The sequence below is a fragment of the Actinosynnema sp. NPDC020468 genome, assembly GCF_040642015.1.
Classification (GTDB): Bacteria; Actinomycetota; Actinomycetes; order Mycobacteriales; family Pseudonocardiaceae; genus Actinosynnema.
In genome coordinates this window covers 13,420-27,841 of record NZ_JBFAEO010000005.1, presented here as the reverse complement: position 1 = coordinate 27,841, position 14,422 = coordinate 13,420, and the positions used below count along the sequence as shown (strand labels likewise).

At 72.4% G+C, this 14,422-nt stretch carries 11 protein-coding genes; 6 read left to right on the top strand and 5 right to left on the bottom strand.

Annotated elements, in window-relative coordinates; genetic code table 11:
* Positions 1-4: 4 nt before the first annotated feature.
* From AB0G50_RS05980 to AB0G50_RS05970, 3 genes are all read right to left on the bottom strand, one after another.
* Positions 5-1,351 carry a PPE domain-containing protein gene (locus tag AB0G50_RS05980; protein WP_360102777.1) on the bottom strand — a complete coding sequence of 449 codons (1,347 nt, stop codon included), beginning with the start codon at positions 1,349-1,351 and terminating at the stop codon, positions 5-7.
* Positions 1,352-1,371: 20 nt separating this feature from the next.
* Positions 1,372-1,755, bottom strand: a complete 384-nt coding sequence (locus AB0G50_RS05975) for a transcriptional regulator (protein ID WP_360102775.1) — start codon at positions 1,753-1,755, stop codon at positions 1,372-1,374.
* Between the two features lie 94 nt (positions 1,756-1,849).
* Entirely contained in the window at positions 1,850-2,455 is a 606-nt protein-coding gene (locus AB0G50_RS05970; protein ID WP_360102773.1) for a DUF3558 domain-containing protein, read from the bottom strand.
* Between the two features lie 137 nt (positions 2,456-2,592).
* Between AB0G50_RS05970 and AB0G50_RS05965 the strand changes: the two genes are divergently transcribed.
* Positions 2,593-5,178, top strand: coding sequence for an exo-beta-D-glucosaminidase (locus tag AB0G50_RS05965; RefSeq protein ID WP_360102772.1), 2,586 nt, complete (start codon positions 2,593-2,595; stop codon positions 5,176-5,178).
* Positions 5,179-6,524: 1,346 nt separating this feature from the next.
* On the top strand, positions 6,525-7,532 hold the full coding sequence (locus AB0G50_RS05960; protein ID WP_360102770.1) for an alcohol dehydrogenase catalytic domain-containing protein: 1,008 nt from the start codon (positions 6,525-6,527) through the stop codon (positions 7,530-7,532).
* 3 nt (positions 7,533-7,535) lie between these two features.
* Here the strand turns inward: AB0G50_RS05960 and AB0G50_RS05955 are convergent, their stop codons facing one another.
* Positions 7,536-9,695, bottom strand: a complete 2,160-nt coding sequence (locus AB0G50_RS05955; RefSeq protein ID WP_360102768.1) for an EAL domain-containing protein — start codon at positions 9,693-9,695, stop codon at positions 7,536-7,538.
* A gap of 61 nt (positions 9,696-9,756) precedes the next feature.
* Positions 9,757-10,578 (bottom strand): SAM-dependent methyltransferase, encoded by an 822-nt coding sequence (locus AB0G50_RS05950; RefSeq protein ID WP_360102766.1) that lies wholly within the window; start codon positions 10,576-10,578, stop codon positions 9,757-9,759.
* Between the two features lie 127 nt (positions 10,579-10,705).
* Between AB0G50_RS05950 and AB0G50_RS05945 the strand changes: the two genes are divergently transcribed.
* The 4 genes from AB0G50_RS05945 (at position 10,706) to AB0G50_RS05930 (ending at position 14,390) form a co-directional block, all read left to right on the top strand.
* Positions 10,706-11,824 carry a pentapeptide repeat-containing protein gene (locus AB0G50_RS05945; RefSeq protein WP_360102764.1) on the top strand — a complete coding sequence of 373 codons (1,119 nt, stop codon included), beginning with the start codon at positions 10,706-10,708 and terminating at the stop codon, positions 11,822-11,824.
* On the top strand, positions 11,821-12,741 hold the full coding sequence (locus AB0G50_RS05940; protein WP_360102762.1) for a pentapeptide repeat-containing protein: 921 nt from the start codon (positions 11,821-11,823) through the stop codon (positions 12,739-12,741). Before AB0G50_RS05945 ends, AB0G50_RS05940 begins: the two co-directional genes overlap by 4 nt.
* A gap of 135 nt (positions 12,742-12,876) precedes the next feature.
* The gene (locus AB0G50_RS05935) at positions 12,877-13,620 is read left to right on the top strand and encodes a lysozyme (protein ID WP_360102760.1); all 744 of its coding nucleotides are present in this window, start codon (positions 12,877-12,879) and stop codon (positions 13,618-13,620) included.
* Positions 13,621-13,715: 95 nt separating this feature from the next.
* The gene (locus AB0G50_RS05930) at positions 13,716-14,390 is read left to right on the top strand and encodes a lysozyme (RefSeq protein ID WP_360103128.1); all 675 of its coding nucleotides are present in this window, start codon (positions 13,716-13,718) and stop codon (positions 14,388-14,390) included.
* The last annotated feature ends 32 nt before the right edge of the window (positions 14,391-14,422 follow it).

Sequence of the window (14,422 nt, the reverse complement as noted above, 5' to 3'; positions counted from 1 at the left end):
CGGGCTACTGCGGAGCCTCGCCGATCACCGACGGCGCCACCCGGCGCTCGTCGCCGAACACGTCCGCGGTCTCCACGAGGAAGTCGGCGGACTTGTGCTCCACGTCCTCCTCGCCCTCCCCGGCGTGCCCACCGGCGCCACCGCCACCGGCCATGCCGGCACCGCCACGACCGGACGCGCCACCCGGGCCGGCGGCACCGGGCGCGTTCGCACCGAAGGCACCGACACCGGACATGCCGCCACGACCCTGCGCGCCGCTGCCCGTCGTCTCACCGAGACCGGACAGGCCGCCGCCGGGCAGGCCGCCGAGGCCACCGCGACCACCCGGGCCGGACTGGCCCGGAGCACCGCCGCGCGAACCCGGCACGTCGAGACCGCCGGACATCCGGCCGGACGGACCGTTCGGCACGGTCGGCCGACCCGGAACGCCGGTCTTGCCGCCACCGCCTGCCGGACCGCCACCGGGCTGACCGCCGATCTGCGTCCACACCGGGGGGATCGTCCCGATCGGAGGCTTCGCGGTGACCGGCGGCGGCGTCGGGTTCGGGGTCGGGTTGGGCACCGGTGCCACCGGCGGGGGCGTCGGGGTCGGCGGCGCCCACACCGTGTGCGTGGTGCCCGTGTTGTTCGCCGGGGGCGTGTACGTCGGCGTCACGGTCGGGCCGGACGGCGGCGGCGTCCACGAGGTGTTGGTCGTGCCACCACCGTCGGACGGCTCGGTCCACGTCGGCGTCGAGCGGTAGTTCGCCGAGGAGCTGTTGTACTCGCCGGAACCCGCGGGCGGCGGGGTGTCGATCACGACCTTCGGCGGCGGGACGAACTCGCCGAGCGTGTCGCGGTTCCACTCGCTGCTCGACTGGTAGTTCTCCATCACCTCGACGGCCTTGGCCTCGGCGTTGTCCTGCGCCGCCTCCTGCTGCTCGTGGTCGTTCTGCTGCTTGATCACGTGCAGCATCCCGGCCGGACCGCCCAGCAGGCCGAGCACCTTGTCCGCGGTGGACGGCGCCTCGGTCGTCACCGGCACGGGCTCGGGCATCTGCTTGCGCGCCTCGACGATGTACTCGCCCTGGAGCTGCGCGGAGGTCTTCATGACGTCCGAGCCCTGCTGCGCGTCCGCGGCCCACTGCGCCAGCGGCGACAACGCGGCCAGGGTCGTGTCGGCCGTCGAGCCCTCCCAGGACGCGCCGAGCTTGGCCAGGCCCTCCTGGATCTCGGTGTCGATCTGGCCGAGCGACTCGGACAGGGCCTTCCAGCCGTCCTCCAGCGGGCGGGACGCCGCCACGCCGGGACCTTCGTTGATCATGCGGTGCAGCTCGGGGTGGGCATACCCGCGCCAGCGGTGGTCACCCATCGTGCTCGCCCCCTCGTGGGTCAGTTGTGGACACGGCCCCAGGCCGCGGTGTTGTCACCCTCGACGGCGCGGTAGTCCGCCTCGATCGCGGTGAGCTGGTCGACGACGCCCTTGAGCTGGTCGCGGTACGCGCGCACGGCCGTCATGGCCGCGCCCTCGCCACCGTCGAACGTCTCCTGGTTGAACTTCTCGGCCGTCTCCGAGCTGACCGGGTCGCCGGCCCAGTTCCGCGCGGTCAGGAAGTCCGACGTGCCCAACTGGCGCTCGAGCTTGTCCAGGGCGTCGGAGAACACCTTGCGCGCACCCGGGATCGCCGACGGGTCGATGCTCAGCTTCTGCTGGGTTCCGCTGTACTCCGGGAGCGGGGTCTGCGCGGAGCCCCCACCACCATCCGCGATGAACACGGCACCCCTCCTAGTAGCGACCTGTGCATTCGTGACGACTTTAGCTCTGATGCGGTCGGCCGGTGTGCGGTTCCGACCGGATCGCGGGACGTGCCTATCTGCTCGCCAGGGTCGCGATCACCAGTTCGGCGATCTGCGGCGCGAGTTCGCACGTCTTCTCCTGGCTGGTCTCGCCGAAGCTCGACACCTTGACGTCGACCAGCTGGTGGTCGGACACGTCGACCGCGACGGTGCAGTTGTTGGTGGTGCCCTTGGACTTCGCGCTCACCCGCACCGCCGGGAAGCCGCCGACCTGCACGTTCTCCACGTTCGCGGGCAGGTGGCCGTCGGTGTAGTACTCGACGCCGGTGCTCGGCGACAGCGCGACGTTCAGCACCCACAGGCGGTCCTCGCGGGAGGTCACGCAGTTCGGCCAGCCGGTGCCGTCGTTCACGCTCTTGGCGGGCGGGCGGTTCAGGCCGACCTGGGCGCGTTGCGCGTCGGTGAGCAGCGAGCAGGGGTCGACGTCCCCGATGTCGATCGTCTTGGGGCGCACGGCCTTGGCCTTCGAGGTCGCCGGGCTGCTCGACGGCGCGGACGTCGTGGACGTCGGGCCTGCCGAGGTCGGGTCCGCACGGTCGGGCGACGGTGAGCCGGTCGTCGTCTCGGAGCAGCCCGCGAGCAGGACCGCGGCGACGAGGAGCGTCAGGGCACGGCGCATGGGCGTCAACGTATCGGATCACCCGGACGGCGGGTGGCGGTTCACGTCACTCGTCTGCCGCATTGCCCGAGGTGGGTGGGCGGCGGAAACCTCCTTCGTGGCACGCCGCCGCCCTCTCGACCCACAGGGGAGCAGCAATGCGCGTCGTCCCGTTCGCGCTGGCGTCCGTCCTGGCGCTCGGCGTGCCGTTCGCGTCCACCGCGCCCGCGTCCGCGACCGTGTCCTCCGCGCCCGGTTCCTCCACGACCGTGCCGGACTGGCGGATGCGGTCGGACGTCGAGGTCGGGGTGGGTGGCGGCACGGTGTCGTCGCCGTCGTACTCCGACTCCGGCTGGACGACCGTGCCGGCGCGGTCGACCGTGGTGGCCGGGCTGGTCGCCGCCGGCCGGTACCCCGACCTGAACTTCGGCGAGAACCTGAAGTCGGTGGCGCGGTCGGACTTCGAGGTGCCGTGGTGGTACCGCAAGGCATTCCGGTTCGAGCCGCGCGCCGGGGTGCGGACGTTCCTCGAGCTGGACGGCGGGATCATCTCGCGCGGCGAGATCTGGCTCAACGGAGCCGAAGTCGCCGGGTCGGACGTCGTGGTGGGCGCCTACCCGACGCACGAGTTCGACGTGACGTCGTTGCTGCGCAAGGGGACGAACGCGCTGGCGATCCGGGCTTCCGCGGCCGATCCGGCACGTGACCTGGCGATCCACTTCGTCGACTGGTCGCAGCCGCCGCCCGACCGGAACCAGGGGATCTTCCGGGACGTGCGGTTCGCGTCCGGCGGCGCGGTGTCGCTGCGGTTCCCGCGGGTGTCGACGGATCTGCCGCTGCCGGACCTGTCCCGGGCGACGGTGTCCGTTCGGGTCGACGCGCGGAACAACACGGGTTCGCCGGTGACGGCGGTGGTGTCGGGGACGTACGGCGACGGGCCGTTCCGGACGACGGTGTCGTTGGGCGCGGGCGAGACGCGGACCGTGTCGGTCGTGCGGGAGCTGAGGTCGCCGCGGGTGTGGTGGCCGTTCCGGATGGGCGGGCAGCCGCTGTACGACCTGTCGCTGACCGCGTCGGTGGGCGGCGCGGTGTCCGACGTGGCGCGGACCTCGTTCGGGGTGCGCGAGGTGTCGTCGGTGGTGGAGCAGGGCGCGCGGCGGTTCTTCGTCAACGGCGAGCCGTTCCTGGTGCGCGGCGGCGGGTGGGCGTCGGACCTGTTCCTGCGCACCGACGTGCGGCGGATCGCCGACCAGCTGGCGCTGGTGCGGAGCATGGGGCTGAACCTGCTGCGGCTGGAGGGGAAACCGGAGAACGACGAGTTCTACGCCATCGCGGACCGGCTCGGGATCATGGTGCTGACCGGGTGGGAGTGCTGCTCGAAGTGGGAGGACTACGCGTCGTTCGGGGCGGAGGACTACCGGGTCGCGGGCGAGTCGGCGGCGAGCGAGGGTCGGCGCGTGCGCAACCACCCCAGCGTGATCGGGTTCCTGATCGGCAGCGACCGGGCGCCGGGCGCGGTGCTGGAGAAGGTGTACCTGGACGGGTTGGCGCGGGCCGAGTGGGAGCTGCCGGTGATCCCGTCGGCGCAGGCGTTGTCGTCGCCGGTGCTGGGTGCGTCGGGGATGAAGATGGCCGGGCCGTACTGGTGGGAGCCGCCGAGTTATTGGTACGACAAGAGGGCGGGCGGCGCGTCCGGGTTCGCCTCCGAGATCGGGCCGGGGCCGGCCGTTCCGGAGATGGCGGAGTTGCGGAAGTTCCTTTCCCCGTCGGACATCGCGCGGTTGACGGACTACTCGGCGGTGCAGTACCACCTCTCGCCGTCGGCGACGTTCGACAAGTTCTCCTTCTGGGGCAAGGCTTTGGACGCGCGGTACGGTCCTCCGTCCACTCCGGACTCCTTGGTGCGGCTGGCCCAGTTGGCCGGGTACGAGACGGTTCGGGCGCAGTTCGAGGCGTTCGGGCGCAACGGGTCGGACCGGGTGCGGCCGGCCACGGGGGTTGTGCACTGGATGGTGAACAACGCCTGGCCGACGTTGTACTGGCACCTGTTCGACTACTACCTGGCGACGGGTGGCGGGTACTTCGGGGCCAAGACGGCGTTGCGGCCGTTGCACGTGCAGTACTCGTACGACGACGGGTCGGTGGCGGTGGCGAACACCGGGTTGTCGGGTGTGGCCGGGATGAGCGTGTCGGCGACGGTGTTCGAGGTGGACGGGACGGTGCGGGCGGAGGAGACGTGGGCCGCGGACGTGCCGGGGAACGGGGCGGTGCGGGTCGGGACGTTGCCGGCGGGTGCGGGTGGGACGTACTTCGCGCGGTTGCTGTTGAAGGACTCGACCGGGCGGGTGGTGGACCGGAACGTGTACTGGTTGTCGACGCGGGCGGACACCTTGGACTACACGGGGTCGACCTGGTACCACACGCCGCAGTCGGGGTACGCGGATCTGAGCGGGGTGCGGTCGTTGCCGGAGGCGTCGGTGGCGGTGGGGGTCGCGTCGTCGGGCGGGGTCACCGAGGTGACGTTGCGGAACACCGGTGGGGGTGTGGCGTTCTTCGTGCGGGCGACGGTGCGGAAGGGGGTCGGTGGGGCGGAGGTGCTGCCCACCGACTGGAGCGACAACTACGTGACGCTGTGGCCGGGCGAGACCTTGACGCTGCGTGCCACTTACCGCCCGTCCGATCTGGCCGGCGCCAGGCCGACGGTGGACGTCGAGGGGGTCAACCTGCCGCTGAGTGTTCACTAGTTCACACATCGGATTGTTGAACGATTCTACATGTGAACTGTTCACTCGGGCTGGACTCGGCCGGGGGCGAGCGCGCGGTGTGGACGGCCGGGGTCCGGGCGCAGGCGGGATGTGAGGAACCGCCGCGTTGGGGGGCGGGACGCGCGGGTCCCGGAGGCGGCCGGGCGGGGAGGGCGCCGCGGCCGAGGGCACGGGACGAGCGCGGGATCGCTGCGCAGGCGAGTGGAACACGCGGGTCCCGAAGGCGGCCGGGTGGGAGGGCGCGGGTGGGCGCCGCGGCCGAGGGCACGGGCTCGGGACGAACGCGGGATCGCCGCGCAGGCAGGCGGAACACGCGGGTCCCGAAGGTGGCCGGGTGGGAGGGCGCGAAGGGGCGCCGCCGAGGACACGGGTTCGGCAGGGACACGGGGCCGCTGCGCAGGCAGGCGGAACACGCGGGTCCCGAAGGCGGCGGCCGGGTGGAGTTGCAGGGAGGGACGGCGGCGCCGAGGACGCGGGCTCGGGAAGGGCATGAGCCACTGCGTAGTCGGGCAGGGGGCATGGGTTCCGGCGGTGGCGGTTGGGCGGGAGTTGCTCGGAGGCGGCGGCGAGGGCACGGGCTCGGGAGGAATGTGGGACCGCTGTGCAGGTAGGAGGGAGGCATGGGTTCCGGCCGCGGTTGGGCGGGAGGGGCGGAGGGGGCGCTGGCGAGGGCATGGGTTTGGGGAGAGACGCGGGGGTGTGTCTGGGGGGCGGGGCGTGCGAGGGCGCCGAGGGAAGGTGGCTGGGCGGGAGGCTGCGGAAGGCAGGGCTGTGGGCGGGACGCGGGTTGGGGCAGGGTGGGGGCGGGATTCGGGTTCGGGTGGGGTAGGTGGTCGGTGCGTCGGTGCGTCGGTGCGTCGGTGCGTCGGTGCGTCGGACGACTCTCGCCCGGCGGATGCCACTCGCACCGGGGCGCTGTTCCGAGCCGTGCTGACCTCCGACTCCGCTGAACGCCCGCCCCTGTCGTCCACCTCTGTCGCCCACCTCTGTTGCCCACGCCTGCTGCCTTCGGCAGGCGCTCCGCCTTCAGCCGGCGCTCCGCGTTCGGCAGGCACTCCGCGTTCGGGGACCCCGCGTTCGGGGCCCGTCTCCCCGGCCTGTGCGGCGCCGGCACTCCGCGTTCGGGACCCCGCCGCCCAGACCGGCGCGGCCCCCGTCCGCGCCCCGTCCGCGCACCGACCGCACGCCGCCGGTGGCCGAGTGGGCCGTGGCTCACCGCCCACCGGAGCGTGCCGGCCCCATCCGGGGTGGAGCCGTGGAGGAGTCGCGAGGGTGGTGTGGGGTGCGGTTAGGTTTCCTTTGTGGACTTTGTCGAGGGTGCGTTGGTGGTTCCCGGGCGCGCGGAGGCCGGGCGGGTCGGGGTTGTGGAGTGGGGTGGTGGGGCGGGGGAGGTGGTGGTGCAGGGGCTTTTGGTGGGGGTTTGCGCCACCGACGTGGAGATCGTGCGGGACGGGTTCGGGGAGTTGCCGGTGGGGCGGCGGGAGTTCGTGCTGTTCCACGAGTCGTTGGGGCGGGTCGTGGCGGCGCCCGACGGGGCCGGCGTCGGGGTCGGGGATCTGGTGGTCGGGGTGGTGCGGCGGCCCGATCCGGTTCCCTGTGCGGCTTGTGCGGTGGGGGCATGGGACTTCTGCCGCAACGGGCGGTACCTGGAGCGGGGGATCAAGGGGCTCGACGGGTACGGGGTTCGGCGGTGGAGCGTGCCCGCCGGGTTCGCGGTGCGGGTCGACGCCGGGTTGGCCGACGCCGGGGTGTTGGTGGAGCCCGCCTCCGTGGTCGCCAAGGCGTGGGCCCAGGTCGAGGCGCAGTGCGTGCGGACCTACACCGAGCCGCGGACCGCGTTGATCACCGGTGCCGGGCCGGTCGGGTTGTTGGCGGCGTTGTTCGGGGTTCAGCGGGGGCTCGACGTGCACGTCGTGGACCAGGTTTCCGACGGGCCGAAACCCGGGCTCGTCAAGCGGCTCGGGGCGCGGTACCACCGGCAGGTGCCGGACATGGAGGTGGACGTCGCCATCGAGTGCACCGGGAACGTCGAGGTGATCCGGGAGTGCCTGCGGGCGGCCGGTGTCACCGTGCTCGCCGGGTTGTCCGGGCACCGGGACGAAGTGGTCGTGGGGTCCGAGGTGTTCGACGGGATGGTGCTGGGCAACAGGTCCGTCACCGGCACCGTCAACGCGGGCCTCGAGGACTACCGGACCGCCGCCGCGGCCCTCGCCGACGCCGACCGCGGGTGGTTGCACGACCTGATCACCCGCCGGGTGCCGCTGCACGACTTCACGGCCGCGTTCGACCGGCACGACGACGACGTGAAGGTGGTCGTGGACCTGACCGCCTAGGGATCAGCGGCGGAGCAGTTCGTCGATGTCCTCCGGCCGCATCGGCTTGGCGAAGAACCAGCCCTGGCCGGTGTTGCAGCCGATCCGGTGCAGGCGCTTGGCCTGCGCCGGCGTCTCCACGCCCTCCGCCGTCACGCCCAGCTCCAGCGCGTGCGCCAGCTGCACCAGCGTGGACACGATCGCGACGTCGACCGCGTCCTCCTCGTCCTCCGCCCGCAACCCCTCCATGAACGAGCCCGCGATCTTCAGCTCGTGCACCGGGAGGTGCTTGAGGTAGGCCAGGTTGGAGTAACCCGTGCCGAAGTCGTCGATGGCGATCCGCACGCCCATGTCCGACAGCACGCGCAGCGCCTCCAACGGCTCGTCCGCGGTGCCCATGATGGCGCTCTCGGTCAGCTCCAGCTGGAGCTGGTTGGGCGGCAACGAGCACTCGTCCAGGATCCGCTTGACGTCCCGCACCAGCTCCGGGTCGCGCGACTGCCGCACCGCGAGGTTCACCGACACGAACGGCGCCGAGTCGCCGAACTCCGCGCGCCACCGCCTGGCCTGCTCGCACGCCTTGCGCAGCACCCACCGGCCGAGCGGCACGATCAGCCCGGTCTCCTCGGCCAGCTCGATGAACCGGTCCGGCGCGAGCCTGCCGAACTCCGGGTGCTGCCACCGGACCAGCGCCTCGACACCGACCACCACCGCGTCCTCCAGCCGCACCAGGGGCTGGTAGTCCACGTAGAACTCGTCGCGCTCCAGCGCCGCCGGCATCGTCGCGGACAACGTGAACCGGGCGACCTCGCGGGCGTTGCGCTCCGGGTCGTACAGCGCCCAGCGCGACTTGCCGTCCGCCTTCGCCCAGTACAGCGTGATGTCCGCGTCCCGCATCAGGTCCGCGGCGGTGGTGCCCTCCAGCGCGCGCTCCACGATGCCGATCGACGCCGACACGATCAGCTCGTGCCCGCCGATCCGGATCGGCGACTCCAGCTCGCGCAGCACCCGGTCCGCGACGTTCACGATGTCCTGGGTGTCCCGGGAACCCTCCACCAGGATCACGAACTCGTCGCCGCCCATCCGCGCGACCAGCTTGCCCTCGCCGGACACCGAGTGGTCGAGCCGGCGGCCGACCTCGACCAGCAGCTGGTCGCCGATGTCGTGGCCCAGGCTGTCGTTGATCACCTTGAACCCGTCCAGGTCCAGGTAGCACAGTCCGGCGCGGCTCTGGTGGCGGCTGTTGAAGACCCGGCCCAGCCGTTCCAGGAACAGCGCGCGGTTGGGCAGACCGGTCAACGGGTCGTGCAACGCCTGGTAGCGCAGGCGGTTCTGCAACAGGTGGCGGTCGGTGACGTCCTCGATCATCGCCACCTGGTACTGCGGGTCGCCGTGGTCGTCGCGCACCAGGGACAGCGTGAGGTGCGTCCACACCTGCTCGCCGTCCGCGCGCCGGAACCGCTTCTCCGCGCGGTAGTGGTCGCACTCCCCCGCGGTCAGCTGGTCGTAGAGCCGCCACACCGACGAGCCGTCCTCGGGGTGCATGAGGTCGCGGATGTTGTACTGCCGCATCTCCTCGACGCTGAACCCGAGCATGTCCTGCAACGCCTGGTTCACGTCCAGGATGCGGCCCTCGATGTCCGCGATGCCGATGCCGATGGCCGCCTCGGTGAACATCGCCCGGAACCGCGCCTCGGACGCCCGCAGCGCCGCCTCGGCCTGGTCGCGCGCGTCCAGCACGGCCGCGCGGATCGCCTCCTGCTCGGCCAGCGTGCGTTCGCGCAGCGCCCGCGCGTAGCCGGCGGACAGCGCGCCCTGCAACGCGGCGAGCCTCGACCGCATCAGCTCGTCCGGCGTGATGCCCAGTTCGGACAGCAGGTCGTCGCCGAGCAGCTGCACGGTGCGGCCCAGCGTGTCGGTGCCGGTGAAGTGCGCCTCGACCAGTCGCGCGCCGATCTCGTACCCCGGCGCGGTGCGGAACGGCGAGGCGTGCAGCGCGTGCACCAGCACCTCGGTCAGCGCCTGGAGGTGCTCGGCGACCTCGGTCCTGGTCATCGGCACGTAGCTGCTGCCGATGACCGCCGTGGCCCAGGTCCGGGCGAACGACTCCGCCCCGGCGAGCACCGCGGGGTCGAGGTTCGATCGGCCTGGTCCTACCACCCGATGGTCAACCTGTTCCGTCATGTCCGTCGGCCTACCACCACGAACCCAGAGGATACGGGCGGTCGCGGGCTGGAGTCGACCATCACGCCTTCCGTCCCACCGCGCCGAACCCGGGGAACCGGTGCGCGTCGTCGTCCACGTCCTCGAGGGACTCGGGGTGCCACAGCGGCAGCCGCGCCACACCCGGCTCCACCAGGTCGAACCCGGCGACCAGCGCCTCGACCTCGCGCCGGGACCGGTAGGTCATCTCGCTGACGCCCCGGTTGTACGTGCCGCGCGCGTCGTCCCACGCCGGGTCCCACTCGCCCTCCTCGACTCCCGCGTGCGACACGGCCAGGTAGCTGCCCGCGGGCACCGCGTCCCGGTACGCCGCGACGATGCCGTGCGGGTCCTCGGAGTCCGGCACGAAGTGCAGCAGCGCGATCATCAGCACGCCGATCGGCCGGTCGAAGTCCAGCAGGTCGCGCACCTCGGGCGACTTCACCACCGCCTCGACGTCGCGCACGTCGATCTGGAGCACGTTCACCGACTCGTTGCCGGTGAGGATGGCCCGGCTGTGCGCGACCGCGACCGGGTCGATGTCCGCGTACACCACGCGCGCCGACGGGTCGGCGGCCTGCGCGATCTCGTGCACGTTGCCGACGGTGGGGATGCCGGAGCCGAGGTCGAGGAACTGCCGGACGCCCCGCGCGAGCATGAAGCGCACCGCGCGCCGCAGGAAGGCCCGGTGGTTGAGCACCACCGAGCGCAGCACCGGCACGTCGGCCAACACCTTGTCCGCCACGGCGCGGTCGACGGCGAAGTTGTGCGCGCCGCCCAGCCAGTAGTCGTAGACCCGCGCGATGCTCGGGCGCCCCAGGTCGATGTCGCCCGGCGCCCACGAGGGTCGCTCGCCGCTGTCCACTCGATCTCCCTATGTCGCGGTGACCGCTACATCATGGGCCAATCCGGTGAGTTGTCACACCGCCCTCGTGCCGACGTCCCGCGAATCGGTCACCGTGCGCCTGATCACCGACCACAATGTGGTGCTTGTGAGCTACCTGTGGATCGCCGGCGCGGTCGTGATCGTTGCGGCCGGTGTGCTGCTCGCGGTGTGGACGCGCGCGGGCCGCACGTTGCTGGTGCCGACCCTCGCCGCGTCGATAGGCGCGTTCCTGCTGGTCACGGGCTGGTTGTTCGCGGTGGACGCGGGCGCGCCCAAGCACGAGGCGATCAAGACCGGTGGTCTGGCGGGCGGTGCCCTCATCGCTCTTTACGCCCTTTGGCTCAACGACCGCCGCCGCCGCACGGACGAGGCGCGGCAGCGGATAGACGAGCAGCGGCAGGCCATCGAGGTCGAGAAGCAACGGCTGGAGTCCGATCGGGCCGAACACGACCGGTCACGAGTGGCCGATGAGCGATTCGCCCGATCGGTGGAGTTGCTGGGTCACGACACGGAACAGGTCCGCACGGGCGGCATGCACGCGCTGGCCGGCTTGGCCCGCAGTCGCGCGGAGTACACCCAGACGGTGCTCGACGTGCTGTGCGCGTACCTGCGCCGGCCGTTCGAGCGCACCGCCGACCGGTCCTCCGAGCGCGAGCTGGAGGTCCGGCTCACCGCGCAACGGCTGATCGCGGACCTGCTGCCGCCCGTCGGCGTGCCGGACGCGCCGCGCTACGCGCTCAACCTCACCCGGGCCTACCTGGAGTACTTCGACCTGTCGCGGCGGCAGGTCGGCGAGCTGACCGCGCGGGCCGCGCGGCTGGCCGAGTCGAACTCGCTGCACGACGCGGTGGTGCACGGGGACGTGTGGCTCACCGGCGCGACGAGCACCGGTCGGCTGCACCTGCACGACATGGAGGTGCGCGGCCGGGCGTGGTTCAGCGGGTTCGTCGGCACCGGCGCGGACTTCGCGCGCACCGCCTTCCTGGGCCCGAACAAGTTCGCCGACTCGACGTTCACCGACCGGGTGTCGTTCGCGGGCGCCCGGTTCGCCGAGCCCGCCGACTTCACCGGCGCGCGGTTCGAGTCCGACGTGGACCTGCGGCTCGCCGAGGGCGCGTCGGCGCGGACGCACGCGCTGACCGTGTCGCTCGACCACGACGTGCTGCTGCCCGAGGGGTGGACGGTCGAGGCGCGCGGCGCGTCCACCGGGCTGGTGCACTCGTGAAGCGCGGGTTCCTCCTGGTCAGCGTGCTGGGCGCGATCCTGGTCACGGCGGGCACGATCACGCTGCTGCTCCTGCTGGACCCGAAGTCGACGCTCGGCGAGTCGATCAAGACCGGCGGGCTGGCGGGCGGCGCCGTGGTGGCGCTGTACGCGTTGTGGCTCAACGACCGCAAGCGCCGCACCGAGGAGGCGCGGCACGAGTTGGAGAGCGACAAGGTCGCCGACGAGCGGTTCGCGCGGTCCGTGGAACTGCTCGGCGGCGAGGCCGACCAGGTGCGGGTGGGCGCGATGCACGCGCTGGCCGGGTTGGCCCGGTCCACGCCCCGGTACAGGCAGACCGTGCTGGACGTGCTGTGCGCGTACCTGCGCCGGCCGTTCCGCCACCCGTACTACGAGACGCGCCCGGACGACCCCGACCGCGTGGTGCCCCGGGACACCGCCGACGTGCCGGTCGACGTGGCGCAGGAACGCGCGGTGCGGCTGACCGCGCAGCGGTTGATCACCGACCTGCTCCCGTGGGGCCAGGACGCCGACGAGACCGCCTACCACCTGGACCTGACCGGCGCGACGGTCGAGTACCTGCGGCTGGAGGGGCGGCGGGTGGGTCGGCTGACCGCGCGCGGCACGCAGTTCCGCGGCATCACGGCGTTGCGCGGCGCCCGGTTCGCCAAGCCGGCGCTGTTCACCGGCGCCACGTTCCACGGCCGGCTGCAACTGGCCGAGGTCGCGTTCGACGGCGGGGTGGCGTTCACCGAGGTGGCGTTCGAGGACGAGGTGGACTTCCGGGCCGCGACCGTCGGCACGTTCCTCGCGCTCGCCGACGTGCCGCCGGCCAGGCAGCTCGGCGAACTGGTGGTCGCCGAGGGCACCGCGCTCCGCACCCCGCGCGACGGCTGGAGCCTGCGTCTGGACGGGTGACACCCCGGATGCGGAACCGGGCGGATGGCCTGACGATCTAGGCCGGACGTACCAATCCGCCGACCGGACGGAGGAGTGTCGATGAGGACCCGCCTTCGAACTTGGGCCGCTCTCCTCGGAGCGACGTCGATCGCGTTGTCGCAGGTACCACCGGCGCACGCGCTGCCGGACGGGTCCGCCGACCACTACGCGGGCTCGCAGATCGCGAAGCACGAAGGCTCGTCCCGGAGCGGGACGCGCGCCAGACTCGACGGCCGGGTGCCGGGCATGGACGTGTCGAGCCACCAGGGCGACGTGGACTGGTCGCGCTCGTGGGGCGACGGCGCGCGGTTCGCCTACGTGAAGGCGACCGAGGGCACCGAGTACGTCAACCCGCACTTCGACCAGCAGTACGACGGCGCGCACGGGGTCGGGATGGTGCGCGGCGCCTACCACTTCGCGCTGCCCGACCGGGCGGGCGGCGCCGAGCAGGCCGACTTCTTCGTGGCCAACGGCGGCGGCTGGTCGTCGGACGGCCGGACCCTGCCGGGCGCGCTGGACATGGAGTACAACCCGTACGGCGACGTGTGCTTCGGGCTCGACCAGCTCGCCATGGCCTACTGGGTGAAGGCGTTCAGCGACCGCGTCTTCGAGAAGACCGGCCGCTACCCGACGATCTACACCTCGACCAGCTGGTGGTCGCGGTGCGTCGGCGAGATGGGCCGGTTCGGCGAGACCAACCCGCTGTGGGTGGCCCAGTACACCGACACGCTCGGCCCGCTGCCGTTCGGCTGGGACTTCCAGACCATCTGGCAGTGGCAGGCCGAGGGCGTGTTCCCCGGTGACCAGAACCTGTTCAACGGCGACGAGGCGCAACTGGGCCGCGTCGCGGCCGGCTGATGAGACCCGGGGGCGTGGTCCGCGCCGTGCTCGTCGTCTGCCTGGTGTCCTCGGGCGCCGAAGCCCGCGCCGCCGTCCGGGTGGACGACCACGCCATGGGCTCGCAGATCGCGAAGCACGAGGGCCGGGCGGACCGCGGCGTGGCGCCGGCCGCGGCGGGCACGACCGACGGCGTGGACGTGAGCAGCCACCAGGGCGACGTCGACTGGCAGGCGCAGTGGAACGCCGGGAAGCGGTTCGCCTACGTGAAGGCGACCGAGGGGACGAGCTATCGGAACCCGTACTTCGCGCAGCAGTACAACGGGTCCTACCGGGTGGGGCTGATCCGCGGCGCGTACCACTTCGCGTTGCCCGACAAGTCCTCCGGCGCGGCGCAGGCGGTCCACTTCCTGGCGGCAGGCGGCGGGTGGTCACGGGACGGCCGCACGCTGCCCGGCGCGCTCGACGTGGAGTACAACCCGTACGGGCCGACGTGCTACGGGTTGGACAAGGCCGCGATGGCGGCGTGGGTGAAGGACTTCGGCGACACCTACCACGCCCGGACCGGGCGGTGGCCGCTCGTCTACACGTCCACGAGCTGGTGGAACCAGTGCGCGGGCGGCGATTTCACCGCCACCACGCCGCTGTGGGTGGCGCGGTACGCGACGGCGGTCGGCGCGCTGCCGCACCCCTGGTCGGTGCACACGATCTGGCAGCACTCCTCGACGCCGATCGACCAGGACCGGTTCAACGGCGGTCTCGACCGGGTCCGGGCGCTCGCGCTGGGGTGACGGGGACGGCCCGCGAGCCGCCCCCGTCGACC

Excerpts from the sequence above, each read along its gene's own strand:
- AB0G50_RS05980 (WP_360102777.1), bottom strand. The coding sequence starts at position 1,351 with ATGGGTGACCACCGCTGGCGCGGGTATGCCCACCCCGAGCTGCACCGC.
- AB0G50_RS05970 (WP_360102773.1), bottom strand. The coding sequence starts at position 2,455 with ATGCGCCGTGCCCTGACGCTCCTCGTCGCCGCGGTCCTGCTCGCGGGC.
- AB0G50_RS05965 (WP_360102772.1), top strand. The coding sequence starts at position 2,593 with ATGCGCGTCGTCCCGTTCGCGCTGGCGTCCGTCCTGGCGCTCGGCGTG.
- AB0G50_RS05955 (WP_360102768.1), bottom strand. The coding sequence starts at position 9,695 with ATGACGGAACAGGTTGACCATCGGGTGGTAGGACCAGGCCGATCGAAC.
- AB0G50_RS05930 (WP_360103128.1), top strand. The coding sequence starts at position 13,716 with ATGGGCTCGCAGATCGCGAAGCACGAGGGCCGGGCGGACCGCGGCGTG.